The organism is Microvirga terrae, assembly GCF_013307435.2.
In the GTDB taxonomy this organism is placed as follows: Bacteria; Pseudomonadota; Alphaproteobacteria; order Rhizobiales; family Beijerinckiaceae; genus Microvirga; species Microvirga terrae.
Genome location: NZ_CP102845.1, coordinates 3,033,722 through 3,054,040, shown reverse-complemented (window position 1 = coordinate 3,054,040; position 20,319 = coordinate 3,033,722). Strand labels below are relative to the sequence as shown.

The following is a 20,319-nucleotide window of genomic DNA, read 5'->3' as shown; positions in this document are numbered from 1 at the left end:
CGCGAGGCGGCCGGGTAAAGGCTCAGCGGCCTATCTCGGACAAGATGCGCACGAAAAAGCCCTGCCGCAGGGGTGCGGCAGGGCCGTGATATGGCGGAGCCGCCAAGACCGCTAATAGGTGCAGACGTAGCGCATCCCGTTCGTCGCCAGAAACGTCCCGGTCGCCGGATCGTAGGAACGGTACTTGCGGGCGCAATAGGCGGCGAGCTGCGGATCCACCGTGCCTGGAGGCGGAGGGGCAGCAGGCTGCGCCTGGGCCTGGTTGGCGATGGCGCCGGCGATCAGCGCGCCAGCTGCGAGTCCCGCAACACCAGCGGCAACTGCCGCGCCGTTGTCGCGCCGATAATAGTACCGGTCACGGTAGTAATAGGGGCGGTAGCCGCGACGGTAATACTGGGCGTAGCTCTCATTCGGGTACGACCGATCGACCTGGGGCAGGGTTCGGTTCGGAAGAGGGCTGGCGCTCGCGGGCAAGGCCGACACCAGCATTGCAGCGCCAACGAGGGCCAGGATGGGTTTGCGCATCGTGTTTCTCCACATGTGCGAAAAACGCCGGCAGAGGACCTGCTGACAGTCGGGCGCAAATATAGCGCTACCTGCCAAGCTCGCACAATCCCGTTCCTGCTGATGTTCGCAAGCTGATTGCTACAGGAGTATATGTAGTTTTCGATGAATCGTGAGATGAGGCAGGAAAGTTGCCGACGAAGTATAATCGGGCATTCGGCGGAAATCGCGACAATCGTGTACTCCCGGAATGCAACATTGACGGAATTCGAATATCATGGAGACATAGATGTAAATTCATATGAATATGCTTATTCCTTGAGAAAAGGCCTCACGGAAAGAAGACGTGTCTTTCTCAAGCGCGGCACTGGATTTTTTCCAATAAATCGCCAATGATGCGCATGTTTTGTTATATCTATCCGGGGTTGTGGACTTATGCTGCACCTCATATTCCTTCAGCCTGTGATGGCTCGTCTGCGAAGCGGAATGCAGTTCCGCCCTCGCGTCCCTTTGCCTTCCGCCGAAGGACGGGGCAGGCAGATGGATTTGGGCGAGACCGGACAGATCGGATCCGGCAAGTCCGCGGCGGAGGCACCTGAGCGAACCTTTCTCATGCCAGACGACGCGAAAACCCAGGCTTTCGAAGGCAACTCTCAGCGGGCCTCCACGGAGGGTCCTTCAAGGACCCATGAGTGTCCATCTCGCGAGGAGACGCGCGACTTCTGCCGGGGCCGGCGGCTCGAAGGGCTGCCGATCGTGCCGCCATGAAACTCAAACTTAGAAGCTACAAGGCTTCCCTGGTCACTCTCGCGGCGATCGCAGTTCTCGCCATCTCACTCACATTCACCGTCTGGCGGTTGCTGCACGTGGAGCAGGATTCGCCGAATGGAGATCTCTACAGCAACCTGTGGGAGATCTCTCAGACGCAGTTCGAAGCATCGGTCATGGCGGAGACCCTGGCCCGAGCCGCCATGGGGGAATCGTTTGCCACCCCCGAGCAGACACCCGCCTTCCGCCTTGCCAGCTTGATCAGCCGGTTGTCGGTCCTTGTGGAGGGCGACCAGAGCAGGTTGATCGCCAGGGTCGGGGCTCTTGAGAGCCTCAGGGAGGCCCATCGGCAGTTGACCGACGCCGAGCCGCTCCCCGCGAGCGCTATCGATCCGCATACCGCCATGAGCCTTGGGAAGCGGGCGCACGATCTTGCCTCGGAGCTGCGGGGCATCGCCAACAAGGTCATGCTGCTCAGTCATGAGGAGACGGCGGAGAAGCACTCGCTGTATCTGCGCTACGTCCTGGAGAGCTTCGCCTACATCATCGGCATCGCCATCAGTACGGCCTTCCTGATCGCTCGCCTGTTCAGGGGTGTGAAGGAGACAACCCAGGCCAGGCAGCTGCTCAAGCAGGAGCAGGAGCTCTCCGATCTGGTCATCAACAACATCAGCGATCAGGGCATCGTCATGTTCGATGCCCAGCTTCGATGCCTGCTCTGGAATCCCGGCATGGAAGACTTGTTGAGCATCAAGTCCGACCAGGCGGTCGGACAGCACATGCGGGAGCTTGATCCGATCTTCGCCCAGGAGGACGTGATCGGCTCGCTCTTGCGGGCCACGGAAGGAATGAGCTCGGTCTTCGAGCACGAGGCAGTCTCGTCGGACGGGCAGGAACGATGCCTGGAAATCAACTGCTTTCCTGTCTCTATGGCCGAACGCAAGCTCGGTATCGCGTTCATGCGTGATGTGACGGAGCAATGGCTGGCCCGCAAGCAGGCGGAGCGCCAGAACTTCGACCTTGAGATCAAAGTGCTTCAGCGGACGGCCGCCCTCCGGCAGGCTGAACGCCGCCTGATCGCGGCCATCAAGTCCGCATCGGAGGGCTTCGCGGCCTTCGACTGGACGGGAAAGCTCCTTTTCGCCAACGAACAGATCTGGGCTGCCGCTCCCGTGTCCCTGTGGTGCCAGGACGAGATGAGCCTCTCGGACTTCCTGCAGTGCTTCGCCATGTGCGAGGGCGCGGACGCCCGCCTTGTCAATGCGCAGTCCCCCTTCGCGGAGATCGAGCTGGATCTTCTGGTGAAAAAGGACACATGGGCTCGCCTTTCGCTCACAAAAGCCGATGGCGCGACGATCTTCGTGCGGCTGACGGACATCTCCGGATACAAGCAGGTTGCGAAGGCTCTTGAATCGGCCCTCGACCGGGAGCGGGAGACAACGAACGCGTACCGGAACTTCGTGTCCATGGTGTCTCACCAGTTTCGGACGCCGCTTGCCATCCTGGACTCCAGCGCCCAGCGCATTCTGCGACGTGGAACGGATCTGACGCAGGACGAGCTTGTCACCCGGGTCCAGAAGATCCGAAACGCCGGCACCCGGCTGACGCGTCTCGTCGAGAGCGTCCTTAATGCGGCCAAGCTCGACGCCGGAACCATCGAGGTCAATCCAGCCTCCTACAATCTGGTCGATCTCGTCATGGACATCTGCGAGCGTCAGCGCGAGGTCAGTGCACAGGCCGATATCCGCTTCGACGTTCCGGATGTTCCGGTCAGGGTCTATTGCGACGGCATGCTCATTGAGCAGGTCGTCGTCAATCTCCTGTCGAATGCAATCAAGTATTCGGGCGACAAGCCGCTCGTCGAGATCAAAATCTGGATGGAAGGATCACGCGCCTTCTGCTCGGTTCGCGACTGGGGAATCGGGATCCCGGCCGACGAATTGCCGAAGATCTTCGATCGCTTCTACCGGGCCCGGACGGCGTCGGGGATTGCCGGCACCGGGATCGGGTTGAATTTTGCCCAGCGGATCATGCACTTGCATGGGGGCGACATTCAGGTTGAGAGCTATGAAGCGGCCGGATCCTTGTTTACCTTCGACCTGCCCATAGCAAGTGCCGATCAAACGCAACAGGCTGCATGAGTGACTGCTCCAATGAACGATCAAAAAACAATACTTTGCGTTGAAGACGAAGACGACCTGCGAGGCGATATCGCAGAGGAACTGGAGGCGGCCAATTACCGCGTGTTCCAGGCCGCGAACGGCAGCGAGGCGCTCAGCCTCCTCGAGCGGTACCGTCCCGATCTCGTCCTCTGTGATATCACGATGCCGGGCCTCGGCGGCTATGATGTGCTCAAAGCCTTACGCGACCAGGGGACGATGGCCGATATCCCGTTCATCTTCCTGACCGCCTTGGCGGAACGCAATGACGTTCTCAGCGGCAAGCAGGCAGGAGCGGACGACTATCTCGTCAAGCCGATCGACTACGAGATCCTGCTCGCGACCATAGCGGCCCGCCTCGACCAGGTCGTCCGGGTTCAGACGAGCGCCGTCCACCGGGCTGAAGAATCCTGGCAGGAAATTCTGAAATCCGCCAAGGGACGCACGGTCGACGCGCTCTACAAGGCCACCTTCGCGTTCGACCGATTTCTGGTCGGCGTCGTGATCGTCGACGAAGCGGGCGCCGTCCGCGTGATGAACAAGGAGGCGCAGCGAATCCTGGCCGAAGGCGATGGGCTGAGCGTCTCCCAAGGGATCCTGAAGGGCTCGGTGGCAAAGCAGAACAGCAAGCTCCATTCGTCCATCGAGAAGGCTTTCGAGGAGGAATCCCTCGACGAGATCGTCTCGTTCCCGCGGATATCCGGCGGCCGGCCTTATCTCGTCCTGATTCCGGGGCAACGGTTCTCCGCCGAGGAGAGGCCGGAGGCCGTCGTCCTGCTCCTGATCGACACCGAGCAGCGGGCAAAGGTCTCGGGTGACACGCTCGTGAGGCTCTATAGCCTCACCCCATCGGAAACCCGGGTCGCTCTCATGCTGATCGATGGCAAGCGCCTCGATCAGATCGCCGAGGAGCTGGAAGTCGCCCAGACCACGGTGGTTTTCCATCTCAAGAACCTGTTCCGAAAGACCGATACCAATCGGCAGGCGGATCTCGTCCGGGTCCTGCTGTCGGTGCCGCTGCGCAGCACCAGCGCATGAACGGCGCCGGCTTGGATCTCGAACCGGGAATGTGGCCCTTAAGAGCTTGATCACCATTCTGGCAAGTTTGGCCCAAGCCCAAGCTTTGCCACATTCTGTTCAGCTTTCGGAGAGGTTTTGAACAGTATATCTCATGGCATGAAGAGGAAGGCATGCGGCCTTTCTCCGCTCGTAGGTGATGATCATGAAGGTCTTTCGTCTAGTTTCCGGGACTGCCGCGGCTCTGGCGCTCGTCACCGGCTTGTCTGCCGTCCAGCCGGCTGCAGCGCGTGATCGCCTGTCTCCCGGGGCCGCTGTGGCCCTCGGAGCGCTGGGAGGGCTCGCTGTTGGCGCTGCCGTCGGGTCGGCCATCGCGCAGCCTCAGCCCCCGGTCGTCTATCGCGCACCCCCGCCGCCGCCGCCGCCGGTCTATGTCGAGGAGGCCGCGCCGGTCTATTACGAGCGCCCGGTTCGTGAGGTCTATGTGGAGCGCTGCTCCACGGAGCGTTACCGGGAATGGGTTCCCGGCTGGGGCTGGGAGCATCGTAGCCGCCAGGTCTGCCGCTGAGGTTTTCGAGATGGCCCGCTTCCGGCGGGCCTTTTCTTTTCCCGTGACAGAAACCCGGATTCGGCTGCCGCGTTGATCGCATGACATCTCATGCGAGCTTAGCCATGACCAGCACACCGAAAGATCAAGCCGGATCCGATCAGACGAAGCTCAATCCCGGTGATCAGGCGGAGCCGGGAACGCCGGGCGCAGGGGAGAATGTCTGCCCTGAATGTAAGGGCAGCGGCCGCATCGGCGCCACGGCGTGTCCGATCTGCGGCGGCACGGGCACGATCATTGAGGGGATCGGCGGAGCCTAAGGTCGAACTCGGACCTGAGGCCGTTCGTCCGGACTGCAGGATGCTGCGCTAGGACTTGTCGGGCTTCGCCATCCAGCGGACCAGCGGCATGAGCGGGACGATCCAGATCAGGCCGAGCACGATGTAGGCGACGGTCTGAAGAAGCTTCGGGGCCTGCGTGATCCGGCCCTCGGCGACCGCCATCGCGAACAGCGCGTAGAAGATGATGAAGGCCAGCATCACCACTGTGCCGATCAGCTTGCGCAAGCGAATGCCCATGGCGAAATCCTCACATCGTCACCACCGGATCGCGATGGTGCGTCACCGGCATGAATTGCCTCGTCGAGGCACAGCCTCTATGTGACGTCCATATTCCGGGTTCAAGCCCTAATCGACGATGAGAGTGAGCATGGCTGTCGCAGCCTCCACCGAGGGCGTGCCGTTGGCGCGCGTGCCTCGAAGCCGGTCCCTGTCCGCCGTTCGCGCCTGGATCTACTGCCTCGCGGCGCTGGTCGTCCTGATGGTCGCGGTCGGCGGCGCCACGCGTCTGACCGGCTCCGGTCTTTCGATCACGGAGTGGAGGCCCGTCACCGGAGCCATTCCGCCGCTGACCGAACAGGCCTGGGTGGTCGAGTTCGAGAAATACCGGCAGATTTCGCAATATGAGCTCGTCAACAAGGGCATGAGCCTGTCGGAGTTCAAGTTCATCTATGCCTGGGAATGGGGGCACCGGCAGCTCGGCCGTCTCATCGGCCTTGTCTTCTTCCTGCCCCTGGTCTGGTTCTGGGTCAGAGGGATCATCCAGGGCAGGCTGGCCCTGACGCTCCTGGGGATCGGAGCCTTGGGCGGCCTCCAGGGCGCCATCGGGTGGATCATGGTAGCATCGGGCCTCGAGCCGGGCATGACCGCGGTCGCGCCCATCAAGCTCGCCCTGCATCTCACGGTCGCCAGCGTCATCCTGGCCTGCCTCATCTGGGTCGCCTCGGGGTTGAAGGACCGATCCGGGGCCGCGAGCCGGGAAGTCCGGACAGGCTATGCGCCCCGCATCCTGGTCGGGCTGATCCTGTTCCAGATCGCCCTCGGAGGGCTTGTCGCAGGCTCCAAAGCCGGCCTGACCTACAACACCTGGCCGCTCATGGACGGAGCTCTCGTTCCGCCGGCCTCGGCGCTGTTCGTGGTCAAGCCCTGGATCGAGAACTTCGTCGACAATGTCCTGCTGGTCCAGTTCAACCACCGTCTCGTGGCCTATGCCATCGTGGCTTTCGCCTTCTGGCATGTATGGTCCGTTCGCCGGAAGGACCCTGCTTCGAGCACCGCCGGTCGCGCAGCCGGCATGGCCGGCCTCGCGCTGGGCCAGATGGCTCTCGGCATCGTCACCCTGCTGCTGGCCGTCCCGCTCTGGGCCGGGCTAGCCCATCAGGTCTTCGCCATGGCGGTCCTCGCGATGGCGGTCGTTCATGCCCGGGTGAGCAAGGCCTGACATAAGAGGAGGGCGGCCGTCAGGCCGCCCTGGAACTCAGCTTCCGCAGACGTTAGCGGACGATCTGGACGATGCGGCGGGTGCCGGGCTCGACCAGGACCGGGGTGTCGTTCACGACAGTGTAGCGATAGTTCTTGACGCCGTATTCGGCCGGAACCTCGTAGTACTGCACGCCGGAAGCCGGGAGGGTCGCGCCGACGCGAACCTCTTCCTGGTAGCGGTAGGACGGAACGCCCTGGGTCACCACGTACTGGCGGAACTGCGGCTGCTGCTGGTCGGCGAGACCGCCGACGATCGCGCCCGTCACGCCGCCGACGACGGCTCCCACGGGGCCACCCACGATGGCGCCGCCGACGGCACCGGTGGTCGCACCGGCAGCCGCGCCGCCGGACTGAGCGAAGGCGCCAACCGGCGCGAGAGCCACGAGAAGGGCACCTGCAAACAAGATCTTCTTGGACATTTGTCAGCTCCTAAGACTTGTGAAGTCTGGAGCTTAACGGCCAAGCGGAGCGGTGGTTCCGCGTCCTAAATCCTGCTGCAGGCGAGGATCCCAAGCCGGGCTTCAGGGAGGTCAATCCGCCATGAAGCTTGACTGGAATCCGTCGCGAGACCCAGACGGCGGGAAGCGGGGAGCCTCGGGCTTCGCCTGCTTCACCGGCGTTCTATGGACGACAATTGCGAACGCCCGTGTCCTAGCCGCACAAGGATTTCGGAGGCTTTCGGGGCACCGGAGGGCATGCGCCCGCTCGCCTCTCAGCGGCCCGTGGAAGGCAATCGGGGCCGTCGACCTCGAAAATCGCAGTGGGAATACGGCGGGAATTAGGAAATCAGTACTTGCTCTGCTACAGGTGAACAATATTAAGATAGGCTTAACCCCTAAAGGCAGGGCTGTCGGAAAAGGCTTATGAGGAGTCAGGCATGAATGTGCTGGTCTTTGCTTCGCGGAAAGGCGGCTCGGGGAAGAGCACGCTCGCTGCTCACCTGGCGAGTTATATCGCCAATCCTTCACGCCCCACGTTGCTGATTGACAACGATCCGCAGGGCTCCTTGTCGCTCTGGCACAAGATCCGCAATCAGGAATACCTGGGCCTGAAGCACAACGTGCGCAACATCGCCGAGGCCATCCGGGACGCCAAGCGGGAAGGCTACGAGTGGGTTCTCGTCGACACGCCGCCGAACAAGTCGTCCATCGTGGCCGAGGCCATCAAGCAGGCCACCCTGGTGATCGTTCCGACCCGCGCGAGCCTGTTCGACATTGCGGCCCTCCAGGACACGGTCGCCATCGCCCGTGAGCACCGCAAGCCCTACGCGGCGGTCATCAACGCGGCTCCGGCCAGGCACGGAGACGCGGAGGCCCACGTGGTTGCGGACGCCCGCGGCGCCCTGAACGCCCTCCAGGTTCCGGTCTGGGCCGGCCAGATCACCCACCGTCCCGAGCTGACGCTTTCGCTCGCGACCGGCGAGGGAGCCCGGGAATATGATGCGAATTCACAGGGGGCGGAGGAAATCGGCCGCCTCTGGACGGCCCTGGAGCGCTCGCTGAACGCGATCCACAACACCTACAAGAAGGCCGGTGCGTCCCGGGCCGCGTAGGAAACAGTCTCATCTCGGCAGAAAGGGCGGCTCTCGGGCCGCCCTTTTCGTTCGATCGCTCTCGGTTGCCCTTCCGGTCGTCACCGGCACGGGGGCCGGTGACGCCGGGCTGAGGACCGGAAACGCGAGGGATCGCTTACGCCGCATCGAGCGCCTGGTTCAGGTCGTCGATCAGGTCCTGCGTGTCCTCGAGGCCGATGGAGAGGCGCACGACCTCCGGGCCCGCTCCGGCCTGGGTCTTCTGCTCGTCGGTGAGCTGACGATGCGTGGTCGAAGCCGGGTGGATGACCAGGGAGCGGGTGTCGCCGATATTGGCCAGGTGGGAGAACAGCTTGAGGTTCGACACGAGCTTCACGCCGGCCTCGTAGCCGCCCTTGAGGCCGAAGGTGAAGACCGCGCCGGCGCCCTTGGGGCAGTACTGCTTGGCGAGGTTGTGATAGCGGTCCGAGCGCAGGCCCGGATAGCTGACCCAGGAGATCTTGTCGTGGCCCGCCAGATGCTCGGCGACGGCGAGCGTGTTGTCCGAGTGGCGCTGCATGCGCAGCGGCAGGGTCTCGATGCCGTTGAGGATCAGGAAGGCGTTGAAGGGCGAGAGCGCCGGGCCGAGGTCGCGCAGGCCGAGCACGCGGCACGCGATGGCGAAGCCGAAATTGCCGAAGGTCTCGCCCAGAACCATGCCGGCATATTCCGGACGCGGCTTTGACAGCATGGGATAGCGGTCGTCGCCCGCGAAGTTGAACGAGCCGCCGTCCACGATGAGGCCGCCGACCGAGTTGCCGTGGCCGCCGAGGAACTTGGTGGCCGAGTGCACGATGATGTCCGCGCCGTGCTCGAAGGGGCGGATCAGATAGGGGGTCGCCATCGTGTTGTCGACGATGAACGGGATGCGGTGCTTCTTGGCGATGGCCGCGATCGCCTGCAGGTCGACGATCACGCCGCCCGGATTGGCGATGGATTCGACGAAGATCGCCTTGGTTTTCGGCGTGATGGCCGCCTCGAAGGAGGACGGATCGTCCGAATCGGCCCAGACCACGTTCCAGCCGAAGTTCTTGTAGGCGTGGTTGAACTGGTTGATCGACCCTCCATAGAGCTTGCGGGCCGCGATGAACTCGTCGCCGGGCTGGAGCAGGGTGTGGAAGGTCAGGAACTCGGCCGCATGGCCGGAGGCCACCGCCAGGGCGGCCGTTCCGCCTTCCAGGGCGGCCACGCGCTCCTCGAGGACGGAGCAGGTCGGGTTTCCGATCCGCGAATAGATGTTGCCGAACGCCTGCAGGCCGAAGAGCGATGCCGCGTGGTCCACGTCGTCGAAGACGAAGGAGGTGGTCTGATAGATCGGCGTCGCACGGGCGCCCGTCGCAGCATCGGGAGCCGCCCCGGCATGGATGGCGAGCGTGTTGAAGCCTGGCAGGCGGTCGGTCATGGTCGGACGTTCCTCAAGGATAAGACTCCGTTCTATTTAAAGAACGCCTCGTTCGTCCGTCAAGGAGCGTGTGAGGTGATCCGCTTGCCCTCAAGGCCTACACGGCCGTCCCAGGATCAGGCCCCCGGATAGGGCGGCGTAGCAGGGGATGGGCATCCTCCGCGTCATCACCGGCCCTGTGCCGGTGATCCCGATTGTCTGAAGCGCGGAGCCTCACCGGATCGGGATGGCCGGCACAGGGCCGGCCATGACGGGCGGAGGTCGGATGACGGGGGAGCGTCGCGCTGCGGTGCGGGTTTGTGATCTGTGCGCTGTCAAAGAGCAGCACCTGTGGGCCCGCAGCTTGCGCTGCGAGCCTTCAGGATGATCGAGGGTGGCGCGAGTGGCAGCCCGGCTCGATGTCTGAGGTGATAAGCGAGAGCCAAGCTGCTCGTCGCGCACGGTTCTTTTCAGGCGGACCAGCTGGGCAGAACCCAAGGTCGGCCTCCTGCGCGCCCAGGTTTGCGAAGCCTGTCGCAGGACCGTGCCGGTTCCCACACTTGCGACGCCTCGCGAGCGCGCCCCTCGAAGGAACCGATCTGTGCCATGATATAGCTTAGCTTGCACCCGCTGTCAAGAACAAAGGTGGAACATCATCGCACCCACACCTGTCCACCACTCCCACGTCATCACCGGCCTTGTGCCGGTGATCCCGACCCGTAAGGCACGGCGCTTCACATGAGCGGGATGGCCGGGACAAGCCCGGCCATGACGTGAGGGTGTCAGGACGGACGGAAGGTGGCAGGGACGGGGTGACGGGAGAGGGTGCCAGCCTGGCCATGAGGTGGTGGTGGCGAGGAAGAGCGGAGGGCGACGGAACGGCTACGGGAAGACGGACGGAGGGTGGCCGGCACGGGCGGAGGGTAACGCGGAATGGTCAGGCACGTCCGGCCGGGGCGGGAAACCTGCGACGAGATCGTCTCACGCCGGCTCAGACCGATGCCCACGCAGGGACGGGCCAGCACCTTGCAGCGGACAGCGGAGGTCTGTTCAAGACCGGTTGAGGCTGAGCTTCTGGAAGCCCTTTCCAGACAGGACCGGCTTCTTGGAACTCAGCATGCGCGAATTCACGCCCTGCCAGGAGATCTCGCCGGACAGGCGTCCGAACTCGATCTTCGGGCAACGGTCCATGACGACTTTCAGGCCCCTGGCCTCGGCCTTGGCCGCGGCCTCGTCGTTGCGCACCGAGAGCTGCATCCAGAGAACCTTGGGCAGGGGATCGAGCGCCAGTGCCTCGTCGGTGATCGGACCGGCGGCTTCCGAGTTGCGGAAGATCTCGACCATGTCGATGGGAGCCGGCACGTCCTTCAGGGAGGCATAGACCGTCTTGCCGAGAAGCTCGCCGCCGGCCAGCCCCGGATTGATCGGGATCACGTCGTAGCCGCGCTCCAGCAGGTACTTGGTGACGATCCAGCTCGGACGAGCGGGATTCGACGAGGCGCCGACCAGCGCGATGGTCTTCACGCTGTTGAGAATGCCGCGGATGTAATCGTTCGGGTAATTGCTGTGATCCATGGCAGGAACGTATGGGATAGGGCAGGGCAGTTCAATGAGCATTTGACGCATGGCTTCGCATCACCCGATCATGACCAAGGACGACCTGACGGCGTTTCTCGACCGGGAGTTCCCGCAGATGCATGCGGGAGGCCGGACCTATTTCGTCGACGAGATCGGCCCGCTTTCGGCCCGCATGCGCATGACCTACCATGAGCGCCATCTGCGGCCGGGCGGCACGATCTCGGGTCCGTCCATGATGGGGCTGGCGGATCTTGCCCTCTACGCGGCGATTCTCGCCCATATCGGACCCGTGGCGCTCGCCGTCACCACGAGTCTCACCTTCAACTTCCTGCGCAAGCCCGAGCCGCGGGACCTCATCGCCGAGTGCCGCCTGCTCAAGCTCGGCAGGCGCCTCGCGGTGGGCGAAGTATCGATCACCTCGGAGGGCGGCCCGGACGTGGTCTGCCATGCGACCGGGACCTATTCGATCCCGGATCGCCGGTAGCCGGCTCGTCTCAAGCCTTCGCGGGCACCAGCGCGTCGTCGATCTCGCGTGCCCGGATGGCCGCGGGACGCGCGCTGATCCGCTGCCAATAGGCCTCGAAAGCGGGCCGCTTCTCGAGGGTGCCGAACATCATGCCCCAGCCGATCTGGGAGCCCACATAGACGTCGGCGGCGGTGAACCGGTCGCCCGCGATGTATTCGGACTGGGTGACGGCATAATCCAGGGCATCGACCACGTGCTCGATGCTGCCGTAGCCGATGGTCCGCTGCCGGTCCTCCGGAACCTCGAAGCCGAACGCCTTGTTGCTCAGGGCCGCCTCGACCGGTCCGGCCGCGAAGAACATCCAGCGGTAGTAGGCGGCGCGGTCCTGGGGCGGCGGAGCAAGGCCGGCCTCGGGAAAAGCGTCGGCCAGATACGCGCAGACGGCGGCTGCCTCGGTGACGATCCTGCCCTTGTGCAGGATCGCCGGCACCTTGCCCATGGGGTTGAGGGCCAGATAGCCGGGCGACTTCATGTCCGGGCCGAAGGCGAGCACCTCCGTCCGGTAGGCGCAGCCCGTTTCCTCCAGCATCCAACGGGCGATGCGTCCGCGGGACATGGGATTGGTGAAGAAGATCAGGTCATCGGTCATCGGGAGCCCCTCCAGAACGGCGAAAAGCGAACTGACGGCCAAGCATAGCGGTTCTCAGGCCGGATCCAAAACCCGACGTGGTATTGGGATACCTCTATCACGGTATTTGAATACCGTTGACCTGCTAACTCTTGTTTTATAAGGGTTTTGCGCGTTTCGATTGCTCGAAAACAGTGTTGACTTGTACGGCTGATGTGACTAAACAGCCGTCACTCGCCGCCGCATCTCGCGGCGGTTTGTCGTTTTCAGAACCTGAGCCAGATGGCTCTTCAACGGGATACAGCGCAATGAAGACTACGACTTCGCTGAAGCCCGCCGAGGTCGAGAAGAAGTGGGTTGTGATCGACGCGAAGGGCCTTGTTGTGGGCCGTCTCGCTTCGGTAGTCGCCATGCGCTTGCGCGGCAAGCACAAGGCGAACTACACGCCCCACGTCGACTGCGGCGACAACGTCATCGTCATCAACGCCGACAAGGTGGTGTTCACCGGCCGCAAGCGCGAGCAGAAGGTGTACTATCACCACACCGGTTATCCGGGCGGCATCAAGGAGCGCACCGCGAAGTTCATTCTCGACGGCCGCTTCCCTGAGCGCGTGGTCGAGAAGGCTGTGGAGCGCATGCTCCCCCGCGGCCCGCTTTTCCGTCAGATCATGGGCAACCTGCGCGTCTATGGCGGCGCCGAGCATCCGCATACCGCTCAGCAGCCGGAAACGCTGGATGTTGGTGCCCTCAACAGCAAGAACGTGAGAGCGTAATCATGGCGACCCTCCAGTCTCTCGCCGATCTCGGCACCAATGCCCAGGCCGCCGCTCCGGAAGCTCCGAAGCACGTCCAGAAGCTCGACTCGCTCGGCCGCGCCTATGCCACCGGCAAGCGCAAGGACGCGGTTGCCCGCGTATGGATCAAGCCCGGCTCCGGCAAGATCGTGATCAACGGCCGTACGGCCGAAGTTTACTTCGCCCGTCCCGTGCTGCGCATGATCCTCGCCCAGCCGCTCCAGATCGCCCAGCGCGAAGGCCAGTACGACATCACCGTCAATGTTGACGGCGGTGGTCTCTCCGGCCAGGCTGGCGCGGTCCGCCACGGCCTCGCCAAGGCGCTGACCTACTACGAGCCGGAGCTTCGCGGCCCGCTCAAGAAGGAAGGCTTCCTGACCCGCGACCCGCGCGTCGTCGAGCGCAAGAAGTACGGCAAGAAGAAGGCCCGCCGCAGCTTCCAGTTCTCGAAGCGCTAAGGCTCCTTCAGCCATATGGTTTGGAAAGGGCGGCTCTCGGGCCGCCCTTTCTGCGTTCAGGCCAGGGCGCGTTCCAGCTCGGCCTTTGTCATGCGCGAACGGCCGGGGATGTTGCGCTTGCGCGCCCGCTCCATGAGCTGCGCCTTGGTCGATGCGGCCCGCCCGGTGCTCTTGCGCGCGGCCGCGGCCTTCCTGGCCACGTCGCGCGGCTGCTTCGAAACCTGCTTGCCCTTGCGGGTATCGGCACGCTTCTTGTCGCTCGACCGCTCGTATTCGCTGTCGCTCAGCGCCTTGCGGCTCCTGGCCGGCAGGTAGCGTTCGCCGGTCTCGCTGCTCTTCCTGCCGGATTTCGTGCCCCAATCCTCGTCCTGCCATTGCCGGAGGTGATTGTCCGTGGACTTGCGGCCCTCGTAGTCGCCGCCTTCCTTCTTGTACTCGGCCACCGCCATCTGCGCCTTGCGGGCCGACCACTGGCCCGGCTTGCCGCCCTTGGAGCTCTTCGTGACCTTCGCCTTCACCGTCTCCCAGAGCTTGGGATTGGTCTTCTTCGCCGTGCCTGCCATGAGAGCCGCCTGTCGTGATCCGGGATTGCGAGGGGAACCGTGGGACCGGGGGAGGGTTCCACCGGGCCGTTCCTTGACAAGCATGGCCTTTGCGCCGCATAGATCGCCCATGACGATCTTCTCAGACATCCGACGTCGCTTCTCCGCCGCGCCTGCGCGCCTGCGATGAGGACTCTTCGTCCGCTCGTCTGCCAGCCGCGCCCTCTGCGCGGCTTTTGTTTTTCCGACACCTTGCGGGGCTGAAGCGTCCCGCCCTATCTCCCAGCATCGACGACAGATTGGATCGACCATGACCGCGACGCTCGACAGATCATCAGGCCTCGATCAGCAGACCAAGACCGTGTTCATCGACGGAGAGGCCGGCACGACCGGGCTCGGAATCCGCGAGCGGCTGAAGGACGTTCCCGGCGTCAGGATCCGGAGCATCGATCCCGAGCGGCGCAAGGATCCGGCGGCCAAGCGCGAGATCCTGGCCGAAGTCGATCTCGTGGTGCTCTGCCTGCACGACGACGCGGCCCGGGAGACGGTCTCCCTCGTCGACGGCCTGAGCGGCCGCAAGCCCCGGATCCTCGACGCCAGCACGGCGCATCGGGTCGCGCCCGGCTGGGTCTACGGCTTCGCCGAACTCGATGCCGAGCAGCGCGACGCGGTCGCCGGCGCGGACCGGGTGGCCAATCCGGGCTGCTACCCGACCGGCGCGATCGCGCTCATCCGGCCGCTGGTCGACGCGGGCCTGATCCCGGCCGATTATCCGATCAGCGTGAACGCGGTGAGCGGCTATAGCGGCGGCGGGCGCTCGATGATCGAGGCCTACGAGGCCGGCACGGCCCCGTCCTTCGAGCTCTACGGGCTGGGCTTCGAGCACAAGCACGTGCCCGAGCTGCAGAAGTACACCGGCCTGACCCGGCGGCCGATCTTCATCCCGTCCGTGGGGAATTTCCGGCAGGGCATGCTGGTGAGCGTGCCGCTGCACCTCGACCTCCTGCCCGGCCGGCCGAAGGCGGCGGATCTCGAGGCGGCGCTCCTGAAGCACTACCGGGAGGGCGGCCTGGTCAGCGTTGTGCCCACGCTGCGGGACGGCAAAACAATCGAGCGGATCGAGCCGGAGGCCCTCAACGACACGGACCGCCTCGAACTCTTCGTGTTCAAGCACGACAGCTACAACCACGCCGTTCTAGTGGCGCGGCTCGACAATCTCGGCAAGGGCGCGTCCGGCGCGGCGGTACAGAACATCCAGCTCATGCTCGGGCTGGTTTGAACGGGGATCCTCGCGTCATCACCGGCCGCGTGCCGGTGATGACGATGGATTGAAGCACAGCCCTTGCCCGTATCGGGATGGCCGGCGCAAGGCCGGCCATGACCCCAGGGATGATCAGTGCCCCTTCCAGCTCTTGCTGGTGTCGACCGCGTTGCCCTCGAAGGCGACGAAGCGCTGGCGCTGCTCGCCGAGGCCCTCGATGCCGAGGCTCACCTCGTCGCCCGCCTTCAGGAACCGCTGCGGCTTCATGCCCATGCCGACGCCCGGCGGGGTCCCGGTGGTGATCACGTCGCCGGGCTCCAGGATCATGAAGTGCGACACGTAGGAGACGATCTGCGCCACGTTGAAGATCATGGTCTTGGTCGAGCCGTTCTGCACGCGCTCGCCGTTCACCTCGAGCCACATGGACAGGTTCTGCACGTCGGCGATCTCGTCCTTGGTGACGAGCCAGGGTCCTAAGGGGCCGAAGGTCGGGCAACCCTTGCCCTTGGTCCAGGTGCCGCCGCGCTCGATCTGGTATTCGCGTTCGGACACGTCGTTGCAGACGCAGTAGCCGGCAACGAAATCCAAGGCCTCGTTCGCCCCGATATAGGAGGCCCGCTCGCCGATCACGATGGCGAGCTCCACCTCCCAGTCGGTCTTCTGGGATCCGCGCGGGATGATCACGTCGTCATTGGGGCCGACGATGCAGGACGGGGCCTTGTTGAAGACGATCGGCTCGGCCGGGATCGGCGCTCCCGTCTCGGCCGCATGGTCGGCATAGTTCAACCCGATGGCGATGAAGTTGCGCACTTGGCCGACGCAAGGCCCCAGGCGCTGGCCCGACGGGGCGATGGGGAGGGTGCTCGGGTCGGTGTTGCGGATGCGGTCCAGGGTGTCGGACGACAGGGCCGCCCCGGTAATATCGGGCACGAGTCCCGAGAGATCGCGGATCTGTCCGTTCGAATCGATCAGGCCCGGCTTCTCCCGTCCAGCGTCGCCAAATCTCACCAGCTTCATCAAGCGCTCCTCTTGTTAAGGCATGGGCATCATTGGCCCGAATGCGTCACCGTACAATGCACGTTCTAGCCGCAAATATGTTGCTGTTATGCCACGACGGCTCACAAACGACCGGATGTCCACTCATCCGTCCGAGGTATCCAGCCTCAAGATGACAGCCGACTATACATCGGTTTACATGTGAACCATCTGTGCATACTTTTCCTGTATTTGCGATTAACAAAGCAAAACAAAGATCAGTTAAGTAAGGGTCGACAGATTTTAGGAAACGTTAAGACTCGGGCGGAAGCTCAGGAAAAGATTGCGGCCAAATTTAAGCATTGGCACATTGCCCTCACGACGGGATTCTCCCGTACAAGAACACCAAGGGCAGGAAAACTCCATGGGTCGTCTCACTCGTTCGTTGTCATTGGCTGCGGTGTCCCTCGCAGCCCTCATCGCCGCCCAGGGCGGCGCTCAGGCCGGTGCCTTCGCGCTCCGCGAGCAGAGCGCCACCGCGCAGGGATACTCCTTCGCCGGCGCGGCCTCGGGCTCGGGCTACCTCTCCTCCATGTTCTGGAACCCGGCCGTCATCACCATGGCGCCGGGCTGGCAGAGCGAGTGGCACGCCTCGGCGATCATTCCGCGGGTCGACATCAATCCGCTCCCGTCCATGCCGACCTTCGTGTTCGGCGGTTCCGGCGACATCGGCGAGGATGCGGTCGTTCCGGCGGGATACAGCTCCTATCAGATCAACGACATGCTCTGGCTCGGCGTCTCCAGCACAACGCCCTATGGCCTCGTCACCGACCCGCGCCAGAACTGGTCCGGCCAGCTCTACTCGCGCTCGTCGCGGATCTTCTCCGTGAACGTGAACCCGGTGCTCGGCGTGAAGGTGAACGACTGGCTGTCGGTCGCCGTGGGACCGTCGCTGCAGTATTTCGACATCCGCCTCAAGCGGGCGGTGCCGTTCCCGGGCGGCCCGGCGACATCCGCGGTGTTGCCCGGCGCGCCGAGCGCGATCCTCGACGGCGATGACGTTGGCTTCGGCTTCACGGCCGGCGTGACGATCACGCCCTTCGCCGGAACGACGATCGGTGTCGGCTACCGGTCGCAGGTCGAGCATGAGCTCGAGGGCAACCTGTCGGCTCCGTTCGGCTCCATCGGGCCGTTCGCCCGAGTTCCGATCACCGCAAAGCTGAAGACGCCCGACCAGCTGACCGTCGGTCTCTCGCAGGTGATCACGCCGAACATCACGGTTCATGCCGGCTTCGAGTGGACCAACTGGAGCGTCCTCAAGACGCCTCTCGTGATCGGCCCCGGCGGCGTTGCCGTGACGGACATTCCGCTCAACTACGAGGATGGGTTCTTCTACTCCCTCGGCGCGGATTACCGGCTGAACGAGCAGTGGACGCTCCGCGCCGGCGTGGCCTACGAGGAATCCCCGATCGACACGGAGATCCGTTCGACCCGCCTGCCGGACAACGACCGCATCTGGGCGTCGATCGGCGCCAGCTACCAGTGGAACGACCGGGTGTCCTTCGACCTAGCCTACACCCACATCTTCGCCAAGGAGACGGATATCCGGATTCTTCCCGGACATCAGGACTATGCCGGGCTTCCCTACGTGGCCGATGTGGACTCGGACGTGGACATCGTGTCGGCGGCGATTCGCTATCGCTGGGACGACCCGAAGGTCGCCATCCCGGCCGTCCCGCTCGTCCGCAAGTACTGAGCGCTCCCGTAGCGACGACCCGAAGGCCGGCAGAAATGTCGGCCTTTCTTTTTGGGGGGCGTCGTTTCCTCCCAAGTCATCACCCGCCTCGTGCGATGGATCCCGACCGGAAAGGCGCCGAGCCACGAACAATCGGGATGGTCGGGACAAGCCCGGCCATGACGTTGCGGGTCCGAGAAAGCGACGGAGTACGTTATCACGGAGAGGCTAGGATTTCTCCAGCACGTAGGTCCCCGGCGCATCGCAGAGGGGCTCCAGCTTGCCGCCGCCGGGTTCCCGGGCCGGCACCATCCGGGGCGCCTGGGCCTTGATCCAGTCGAACCAATAGGGCCACCAGGTGCCCGTGGTCTCCTTGGCCTGCTTCAACCAGTCCTCCATCTCGCCCTCGACGGGGCCGCCGGTCCAGAACTGGTATTTCGCCTTGCTCGGCGAGTTCACCACGCCGGCGATATGGCCGGAGCCGGCGAGCACGTAATCGACCGGTCCGCCGAAGGCCTTCGAGCCCGCGAACACGGACCGGGCCGGGGCGATGTGGTCCTCTTTGGTGGCCAGATTGAAGATCGGCACCTTCACCTTCTTCAGGTCCAGCTTCACCCCGGAAAGCTCCATCTCGCCCTTGGCGAGCCTGTTCTCCAGATAGCAGTTGCGCAGGTAGAAGGCGTGATTGGCCGCCGGCATGCGGGTCGAATCGGCGTTCCAATAGAGCAGGTCGAACGGGAAGGGCGATTGCCCCTTCATGTAGACGTTGACCACGTAGGGCCAGATCAGATCGTTGGGCCGCAGCATGTTGAAGGCGTTCGCCATCCGCGAGCCCTCGAGATAGCCGCGCTTCTTCATGGTGGCCTCGAGGCTGCGCACCTCCTCCTCGCCGGCGAAGACCTTCAGATCGCCCGCATGGGTGAAATCCACCTGGGCGGTGAAGAAGGTGGCACTGTCGATTCGCTTGTCGCGCTTGGCCGCCATGTAGGCGAGCGTGGTGGCGAGCAAAGTCCCGCCGACGCAATAGCCGATGGCCGTCACCTTCTTCTCGCCCGTCGCCTGCTCGATGGCGTCGAGCGCGGCGAAGATGCCGTCGACCATGTAGTGCTCGAAGCCCTTCTCCGCGTGCTGCTCGGCGGGATTGACCCAGGAGATGCAGAATACGGTCAGGCCCTGCGCGACCGCCCAGCGAACGAAACTTTTCTCCGGGTTGAGATCGAGGATGTAGAACTTGTTGATCCAGGGCGGGACGATCAGCAGCGGCCGCTTGAGCACCTTTTCGGTGGTCGGAGCATATTGGATCAGCTCGATCAGGTCGTTGCGGAAAATCACCTTGCCGGGCGTGGTGGCGATGTTCACCCCGACCTTGAACTTGCTCGTGTCCGACTGGCGGATCTTCAGCTCGCCGCCACCCGCCTCGATGTCCTCCGCCAGCATGGTCATGCCGCGCACGAGGTTGGCGCCGTTCTCGCGCAGGGTCTCCCGAATGAGTTCCGGATTGGTCAGGAGAAAATTCGACGGCGAGAGCGCGCTGGAGAGCTGCTTGAGATAGAACTGAGCCTTGTGACGGGTGCGCTCGTCCAGGCCCTCCGCGTCCTCCACAAGGTCCTCGGCCCAGCGGGACGAGATGAGATAGGCCTGCTTCAGGAAGTCGAAAATCGGGTTCTCAGACCACTCCGGGTCCTTGAACCGGTTGTCCTTGGGCTCGGGCTCGGCCACCGGCTCCACGGGCTCTCCCTGGGCTCGCTTCAGGGTCGAGGCCCAGAGCGACATGAACTGCGTCCCGAGGCGGGACTGAGCCTCGAAGCTCCTTTGCGGGTCGCTCATCCAGGCCTCGGCCACGCGGCTGAGGGACTTGATGGCTTCGGAAGCGTCGTTCGACAGCTCGGGCCCGGCTTGGCCTTCCTGGACGGGCTTGAGGTAGGCGGCCGCGGCTTTGCCGGCTCCCTCGACGAACCGGGCCATGTTGTGCGAGAGGGTCTCGAAGTCCGGCATCGGGCCTTGGGTCTTCTCCTCACCGTATGGCTTGTCCATAAGGCGACCTCCCTCTATCGCAGCAGCGTTGCCCCCAGGCTGCATTTCCGACATCTTAGAGCATCGGACCCAAAAGTGGATT

20 protein-coding genes are annotated in these 20,319 nt (G+C 63.9%); 11 read left to right on the top strand and 9 right to left on the bottom strand.

All coding sequences use genetic code 11. The annotated features are described in order from the left end of the window. Positions 1-111: 111 nt before the first annotated feature. Complete coding sequence (locus HPT29_RS14365) at positions 112-525, bottom strand: BA14K family protein (protein WP_173946510.1); 414 nt, start codon at positions 523-525, stop codon at positions 112-114. Between the two features lie 743 nt (positions 526-1,268). Between HPT29_RS14365 and HPT29_RS14360 the strand changes: the two genes are divergently transcribed. From HPT29_RS14360 to HPT29_RS14345, 4 genes are all read left to right on the top strand, one after another. Then, positions 1,269-3,413, top strand: coding sequence for a sensor histidine kinase (locus HPT29_RS14360; RefSeq protein ID WP_173946511.1), 2,145 nt, complete (start codon positions 1,269-1,271; stop codon positions 3,411-3,413). A 12-nt stretch (positions 3,414-3,425) separates the two neighbouring features. Beyond that, positions 3,426-4,469, top strand: a complete 1,044-nt coding sequence (locus tag HPT29_RS14355) for a response regulator (protein WP_173946512.1) — start codon at positions 3,426-3,428, stop codon at positions 4,467-4,469. A gap of 184 nt (positions 4,470-4,653) precedes the next feature. Further along, positions 4,654-5,016: a hypothetical protein gene (locus HPT29_RS14350; RefSeq protein WP_173946513.1), complete on the top strand. Its 363-nt coding sequence runs from the start codon at positions 4,654-4,656 to the stop codon at positions 5,014-5,016. A gap of 104 nt (positions 5,017-5,120) precedes the next feature. Next, entirely contained in the window at positions 5,121-5,315 is a 195-nt protein-coding gene (locus HPT29_RS14345; RefSeq protein WP_173946514.1) for a hypothetical protein, read from the top strand. 48 nt (positions 5,316-5,363) lie between these two features. On the opposite strand, the gene HPT29_RS14340 is transcribed toward HPT29_RS14345, so the two are convergent. Beyond that, the gene (locus tag HPT29_RS14340) at positions 5,364-5,573 is read right to left on the bottom strand and encodes a DUF2842 domain-containing protein (protein ID WP_173946515.1); all 210 of its coding nucleotides are present in this window, start codon (positions 5,571-5,573) and stop codon (positions 5,364-5,366) included. 130 nt (positions 5,574-5,703) lie between these two features. Between HPT29_RS14340 and HPT29_RS14335 the strand changes: the two genes are divergently transcribed. Then, a complete protein-coding gene (locus tag HPT29_RS14335) occupies positions 5,704-6,774 on the top strand; it encodes a COX15/CtaA family protein (RefSeq protein WP_173946516.1) in 1,071 nt (356 codons plus the stop codon). 52 nt (positions 6,775-6,826) lie between these two features. Here HPT29_RS14335 and HPT29_RS14330 read toward each other — a convergent pair whose 3' ends face one another. Further along, the gene (locus tag HPT29_RS14330) at positions 6,827-7,234 is read right to left on the bottom strand and encodes a DUF1236 domain-containing protein (protein ID WP_173946517.1); all 408 of its coding nucleotides are present in this window, start codon (positions 7,232-7,234) and stop codon (positions 6,827-6,829) included. A 458-nt stretch (positions 7,235-7,692) separates the two neighbouring features. On the opposite strand from HPT29_RS14330, the gene HPT29_RS14325 reads away from it, so the two are divergent. Continuing rightward, positions 7,693-8,367 (top strand): ParA family protein, encoded by a 675-nt coding sequence (locus tag HPT29_RS14325; protein ID WP_173946518.1) that lies wholly within the window; start codon positions 7,693-7,695, stop codon positions 8,365-8,367. Positions 8,368-8,503: 136 nt separating this feature from the next. Here HPT29_RS14325 and HPT29_RS14320 read toward each other — a convergent pair whose 3' ends face one another. Then, positions 8,504-9,787 (bottom strand): O-acetylhomoserine aminocarboxypropyltransferase, encoded by a 1,284-nt coding sequence (locus HPT29_RS14320; RefSeq protein WP_173946519.1) that lies wholly within the window; start codon positions 9,785-9,787, stop codon positions 8,504-8,506. A gap of 1,029 nt (positions 9,788-10,816) precedes the next feature. Continuing rightward, complete coding sequence (locus HPT29_RS14315) at positions 10,817-11,341, bottom strand: CoA-binding protein (protein WP_173947242.1); 525 nt, start codon at positions 11,339-11,341, stop codon at positions 10,817-10,819. Between the two features lie 49 nt (positions 11,342-11,390). On the opposite strand from HPT29_RS14315, the gene HPT29_RS14310 reads away from it, so the two are divergent. Continuing rightward, on the top strand, positions 11,391-11,828 hold the full coding sequence (locus HPT29_RS14310) for a PaaI family thioesterase (protein ID WP_173947243.1): 438 nt from the start codon (positions 11,391-11,393) through the stop codon (positions 11,826-11,828). Positions 11,829-11,838: 10 nt separating this feature from the next. On the opposite strand, the gene HPT29_RS14305 is transcribed toward HPT29_RS14310, so the two are convergent. After that, a complete protein-coding gene (locus HPT29_RS14305) occupies positions 11,839-12,459 on the bottom strand; it encodes a glutathione S-transferase family protein (protein ID WP_173947244.1) in 621 nt (206 codons plus the stop codon). Positions 12,460-12,746: 287 nt separating this feature from the next. Here HPT29_RS14305 and rplM point away from each other — a divergent pair, with 287 nt between their 5' ends. Next, positions 12,747-13,211: a 50S ribosomal protein L13 gene (rplM, locus tag HPT29_RS14300; protein ID WP_173947245.1), complete on the top strand. Its 465-nt coding sequence runs from the start codon at positions 12,747-12,749 to the stop codon at positions 13,209-13,211. Between the two features lie 2 nt (positions 13,212-13,213). After that, a complete protein-coding gene (rpsI, locus tag HPT29_RS14295) occupies positions 13,214-13,690 on the top strand; it encodes a 30S ribosomal protein S9 (protein WP_173947246.1) in 477 nt (158 codons plus the stop codon). A 56-nt stretch (positions 13,691-13,746) separates the two neighbouring features. Here rpsI and HPT29_RS14290 read toward each other — a convergent pair whose 3' ends face one another. Beyond that, positions 13,747-14,253, bottom strand: coding sequence for a hypothetical protein (locus HPT29_RS14290; protein ID WP_173947299.1), 507 nt, complete (start codon positions 14,251-14,253; stop codon positions 13,747-13,749). Between the two features lie 289 nt (positions 14,254-14,542). Here HPT29_RS14290 and argC point away from each other — a divergent pair, with 289 nt between their 5' ends. Beyond that, positions 14,543-15,511, top strand: a complete 969-nt coding sequence (gene argC / locus HPT29_RS14285) for an N-acetyl-gamma-glutamyl-phosphate reductase (RefSeq protein ID WP_173947247.1) — start codon at positions 14,543-14,545, stop codon at positions 15,509-15,511. A gap of 114 nt (positions 15,512-15,625) precedes the next feature. On the opposite strand, the gene HPT29_RS14280 is transcribed toward argC, so the two are convergent. Then, entirely contained in the window at positions 15,626-16,510 is an 885-nt protein-coding gene (locus HPT29_RS14280) for a fumarylacetoacetate hydrolase family protein (protein ID WP_173947248.1), read from the bottom strand. Positions 16,511-16,892: 382 nt separating this feature from the next. Here HPT29_RS14280 and HPT29_RS14275 point away from each other — a divergent pair, with 382 nt between their 5' ends. Continuing rightward, positions 16,893-18,224: an OmpP1/FadL family transporter gene (locus HPT29_RS14275; RefSeq protein WP_173947249.1), complete on the top strand. Its 1,332-nt coding sequence runs from the start codon at positions 16,893-16,895 to the stop codon at positions 18,222-18,224. Positions 18,225-18,431: 207 nt separating this feature from the next. Here the strand turns inward: HPT29_RS14275 and phaC are convergent, their stop codons facing one another. Next, positions 18,432-20,237 (bottom strand): class I poly(R)-hydroxyalkanoic acid synthase, encoded by a 1,806-nt coding sequence (phaC, locus tag HPT29_RS14270; protein WP_173947250.1) that lies wholly within the window; start codon positions 20,235-20,237, stop codon positions 18,432-18,434. Positions 20,238-20,319: the final 82 nt, after the last annotated feature.

What these genes read in the sequence shown, in the direction of transcription:
- HPT29_RS14365 (WP_173946510.1), bottom strand. Translation starts at nt 525, where the DNA reads ATGCGCAAACCCATCCTGGCCCTCGTTGGCGCTGCAATGCTGGTGTCG.
- HPT29_RS14360 (WP_173946511.1), top strand. Translation starts at nt 1,269, where the DNA reads ATGAAACTCAAACTTAGAAGCTACAAGGCTTCCCTGGTCACTCTCGCG.
- HPT29_RS14355 (WP_173946512.1), top strand. Translation starts at nt 3,426, where the DNA reads ATGAACGATCAAAAAACAATACTTTGCGTTGAAGACGAAGACGACCTG.
- HPT29_RS14350 (WP_173946513.1), top strand. Translation starts at nt 4,654, where the DNA reads ATGAAGGTCTTTCGTCTAGTTTCCGGGACTGCCGCGGCTCTGGCGCTC.
- HPT29_RS14345 (WP_173946514.1), top strand. Translation starts at nt 5,121, where the DNA reads ATGACCAGCACACCGAAAGATCAAGCCGGATCCGATCAGACGAAGCTC.
- HPT29_RS14340 (WP_173946515.1), bottom strand. Translation starts at nt 5,573, where the DNA reads ATGGGCATTCGCTTGCGCAAGCTGATCGGCACAGTGGTGATGCTGGCC.
- HPT29_RS14335 (WP_173946516.1), top strand. Translation starts at nt 5,704, where the DNA reads ATGGCTGTCGCAGCCTCCACCGAGGGCGTGCCGTTGGCGCGCGTGCCT.
- HPT29_RS14330 (WP_173946517.1), bottom strand. Translation starts at nt 7,234, where the DNA reads ATGTCCAAGAAGATCTTGTTTGCAGGTGCCCTTCTCGTGGCTCTCGCG.
- HPT29_RS14325 (WP_173946518.1), top strand. Translation starts at nt 7,693, where the DNA reads ATGAATGTGCTGGTCTTTGCTTCGCGGAAAGGCGGCTCGGGGAAGAGC.
- HPT29_RS14320 (WP_173946519.1), bottom strand. Translation starts at nt 9,787, where the DNA reads ATGACCGACCGCCTGCCAGGCTTCAACACGCTCGCCATCCATGCCGGG.
- HPT29_RS14315 (WP_173947242.1), bottom strand. Translation starts at nt 11,341, where the DNA reads ATGGATCACAGCAATTACCCGAACGATTACATCCGCGGCATTCTCAAC.
- HPT29_RS14310 (WP_173947243.1), top strand. Translation starts at nt 11,391, where the DNA reads ATGGCTTCGCATCACCCGATCATGACCAAGGACGACCTGACGGCGTTT.
- HPT29_RS14305 (WP_173947244.1), bottom strand. Translation starts at nt 12,459, where the DNA reads ATGACCGATGACCTGATCTTCTTCACCAATCCCATGTCCCGCGGACGC.
- rplM (WP_173947245.1), top strand. Translation starts at nt 12,747, where the DNA reads ATGAAGACTACGACTTCGCTGAAGCCCGCCGAGGTCGAGAAGAAGTGG.
- rpsI (WP_173947246.1), top strand. Translation starts at nt 13,214, where the DNA reads ATGGCGACCCTCCAGTCTCTCGCCGATCTCGGCACCAATGCCCAGGCC.
- HPT29_RS14290 (WP_173947299.1), bottom strand. Translation starts at nt 14,253, where the DNA reads ATGGCAGGCACGGCGAAGAAGACCAATCCCAAGCTCTGGGAGACGGTG.
- argC (WP_173947247.1), top strand. Translation starts at nt 14,543, where the DNA reads ATGACCGCGACGCTCGACAGATCATCAGGCCTCGATCAGCAGACCAAG.
- HPT29_RS14280 (WP_173947248.1), bottom strand. Translation starts at nt 16,510, where the DNA reads ATGAAGCTGGTGAGATTTGGCGACGCTGGACGGGAGAAGCCGGGCCTG.
- HPT29_RS14275 (WP_173947249.1), top strand. Translation starts at nt 16,893, where the DNA reads ATGGGTCGTCTCACTCGTTCGTTGTCATTGGCTGCGGTGTCCCTCGCA.
- phaC (WP_173947250.1), bottom strand. Translation starts at nt 20,237, where the DNA reads ATGGACAAGCCATACGGTGAGGAGAAGACCCAAGGCCCGATGCCGGAC.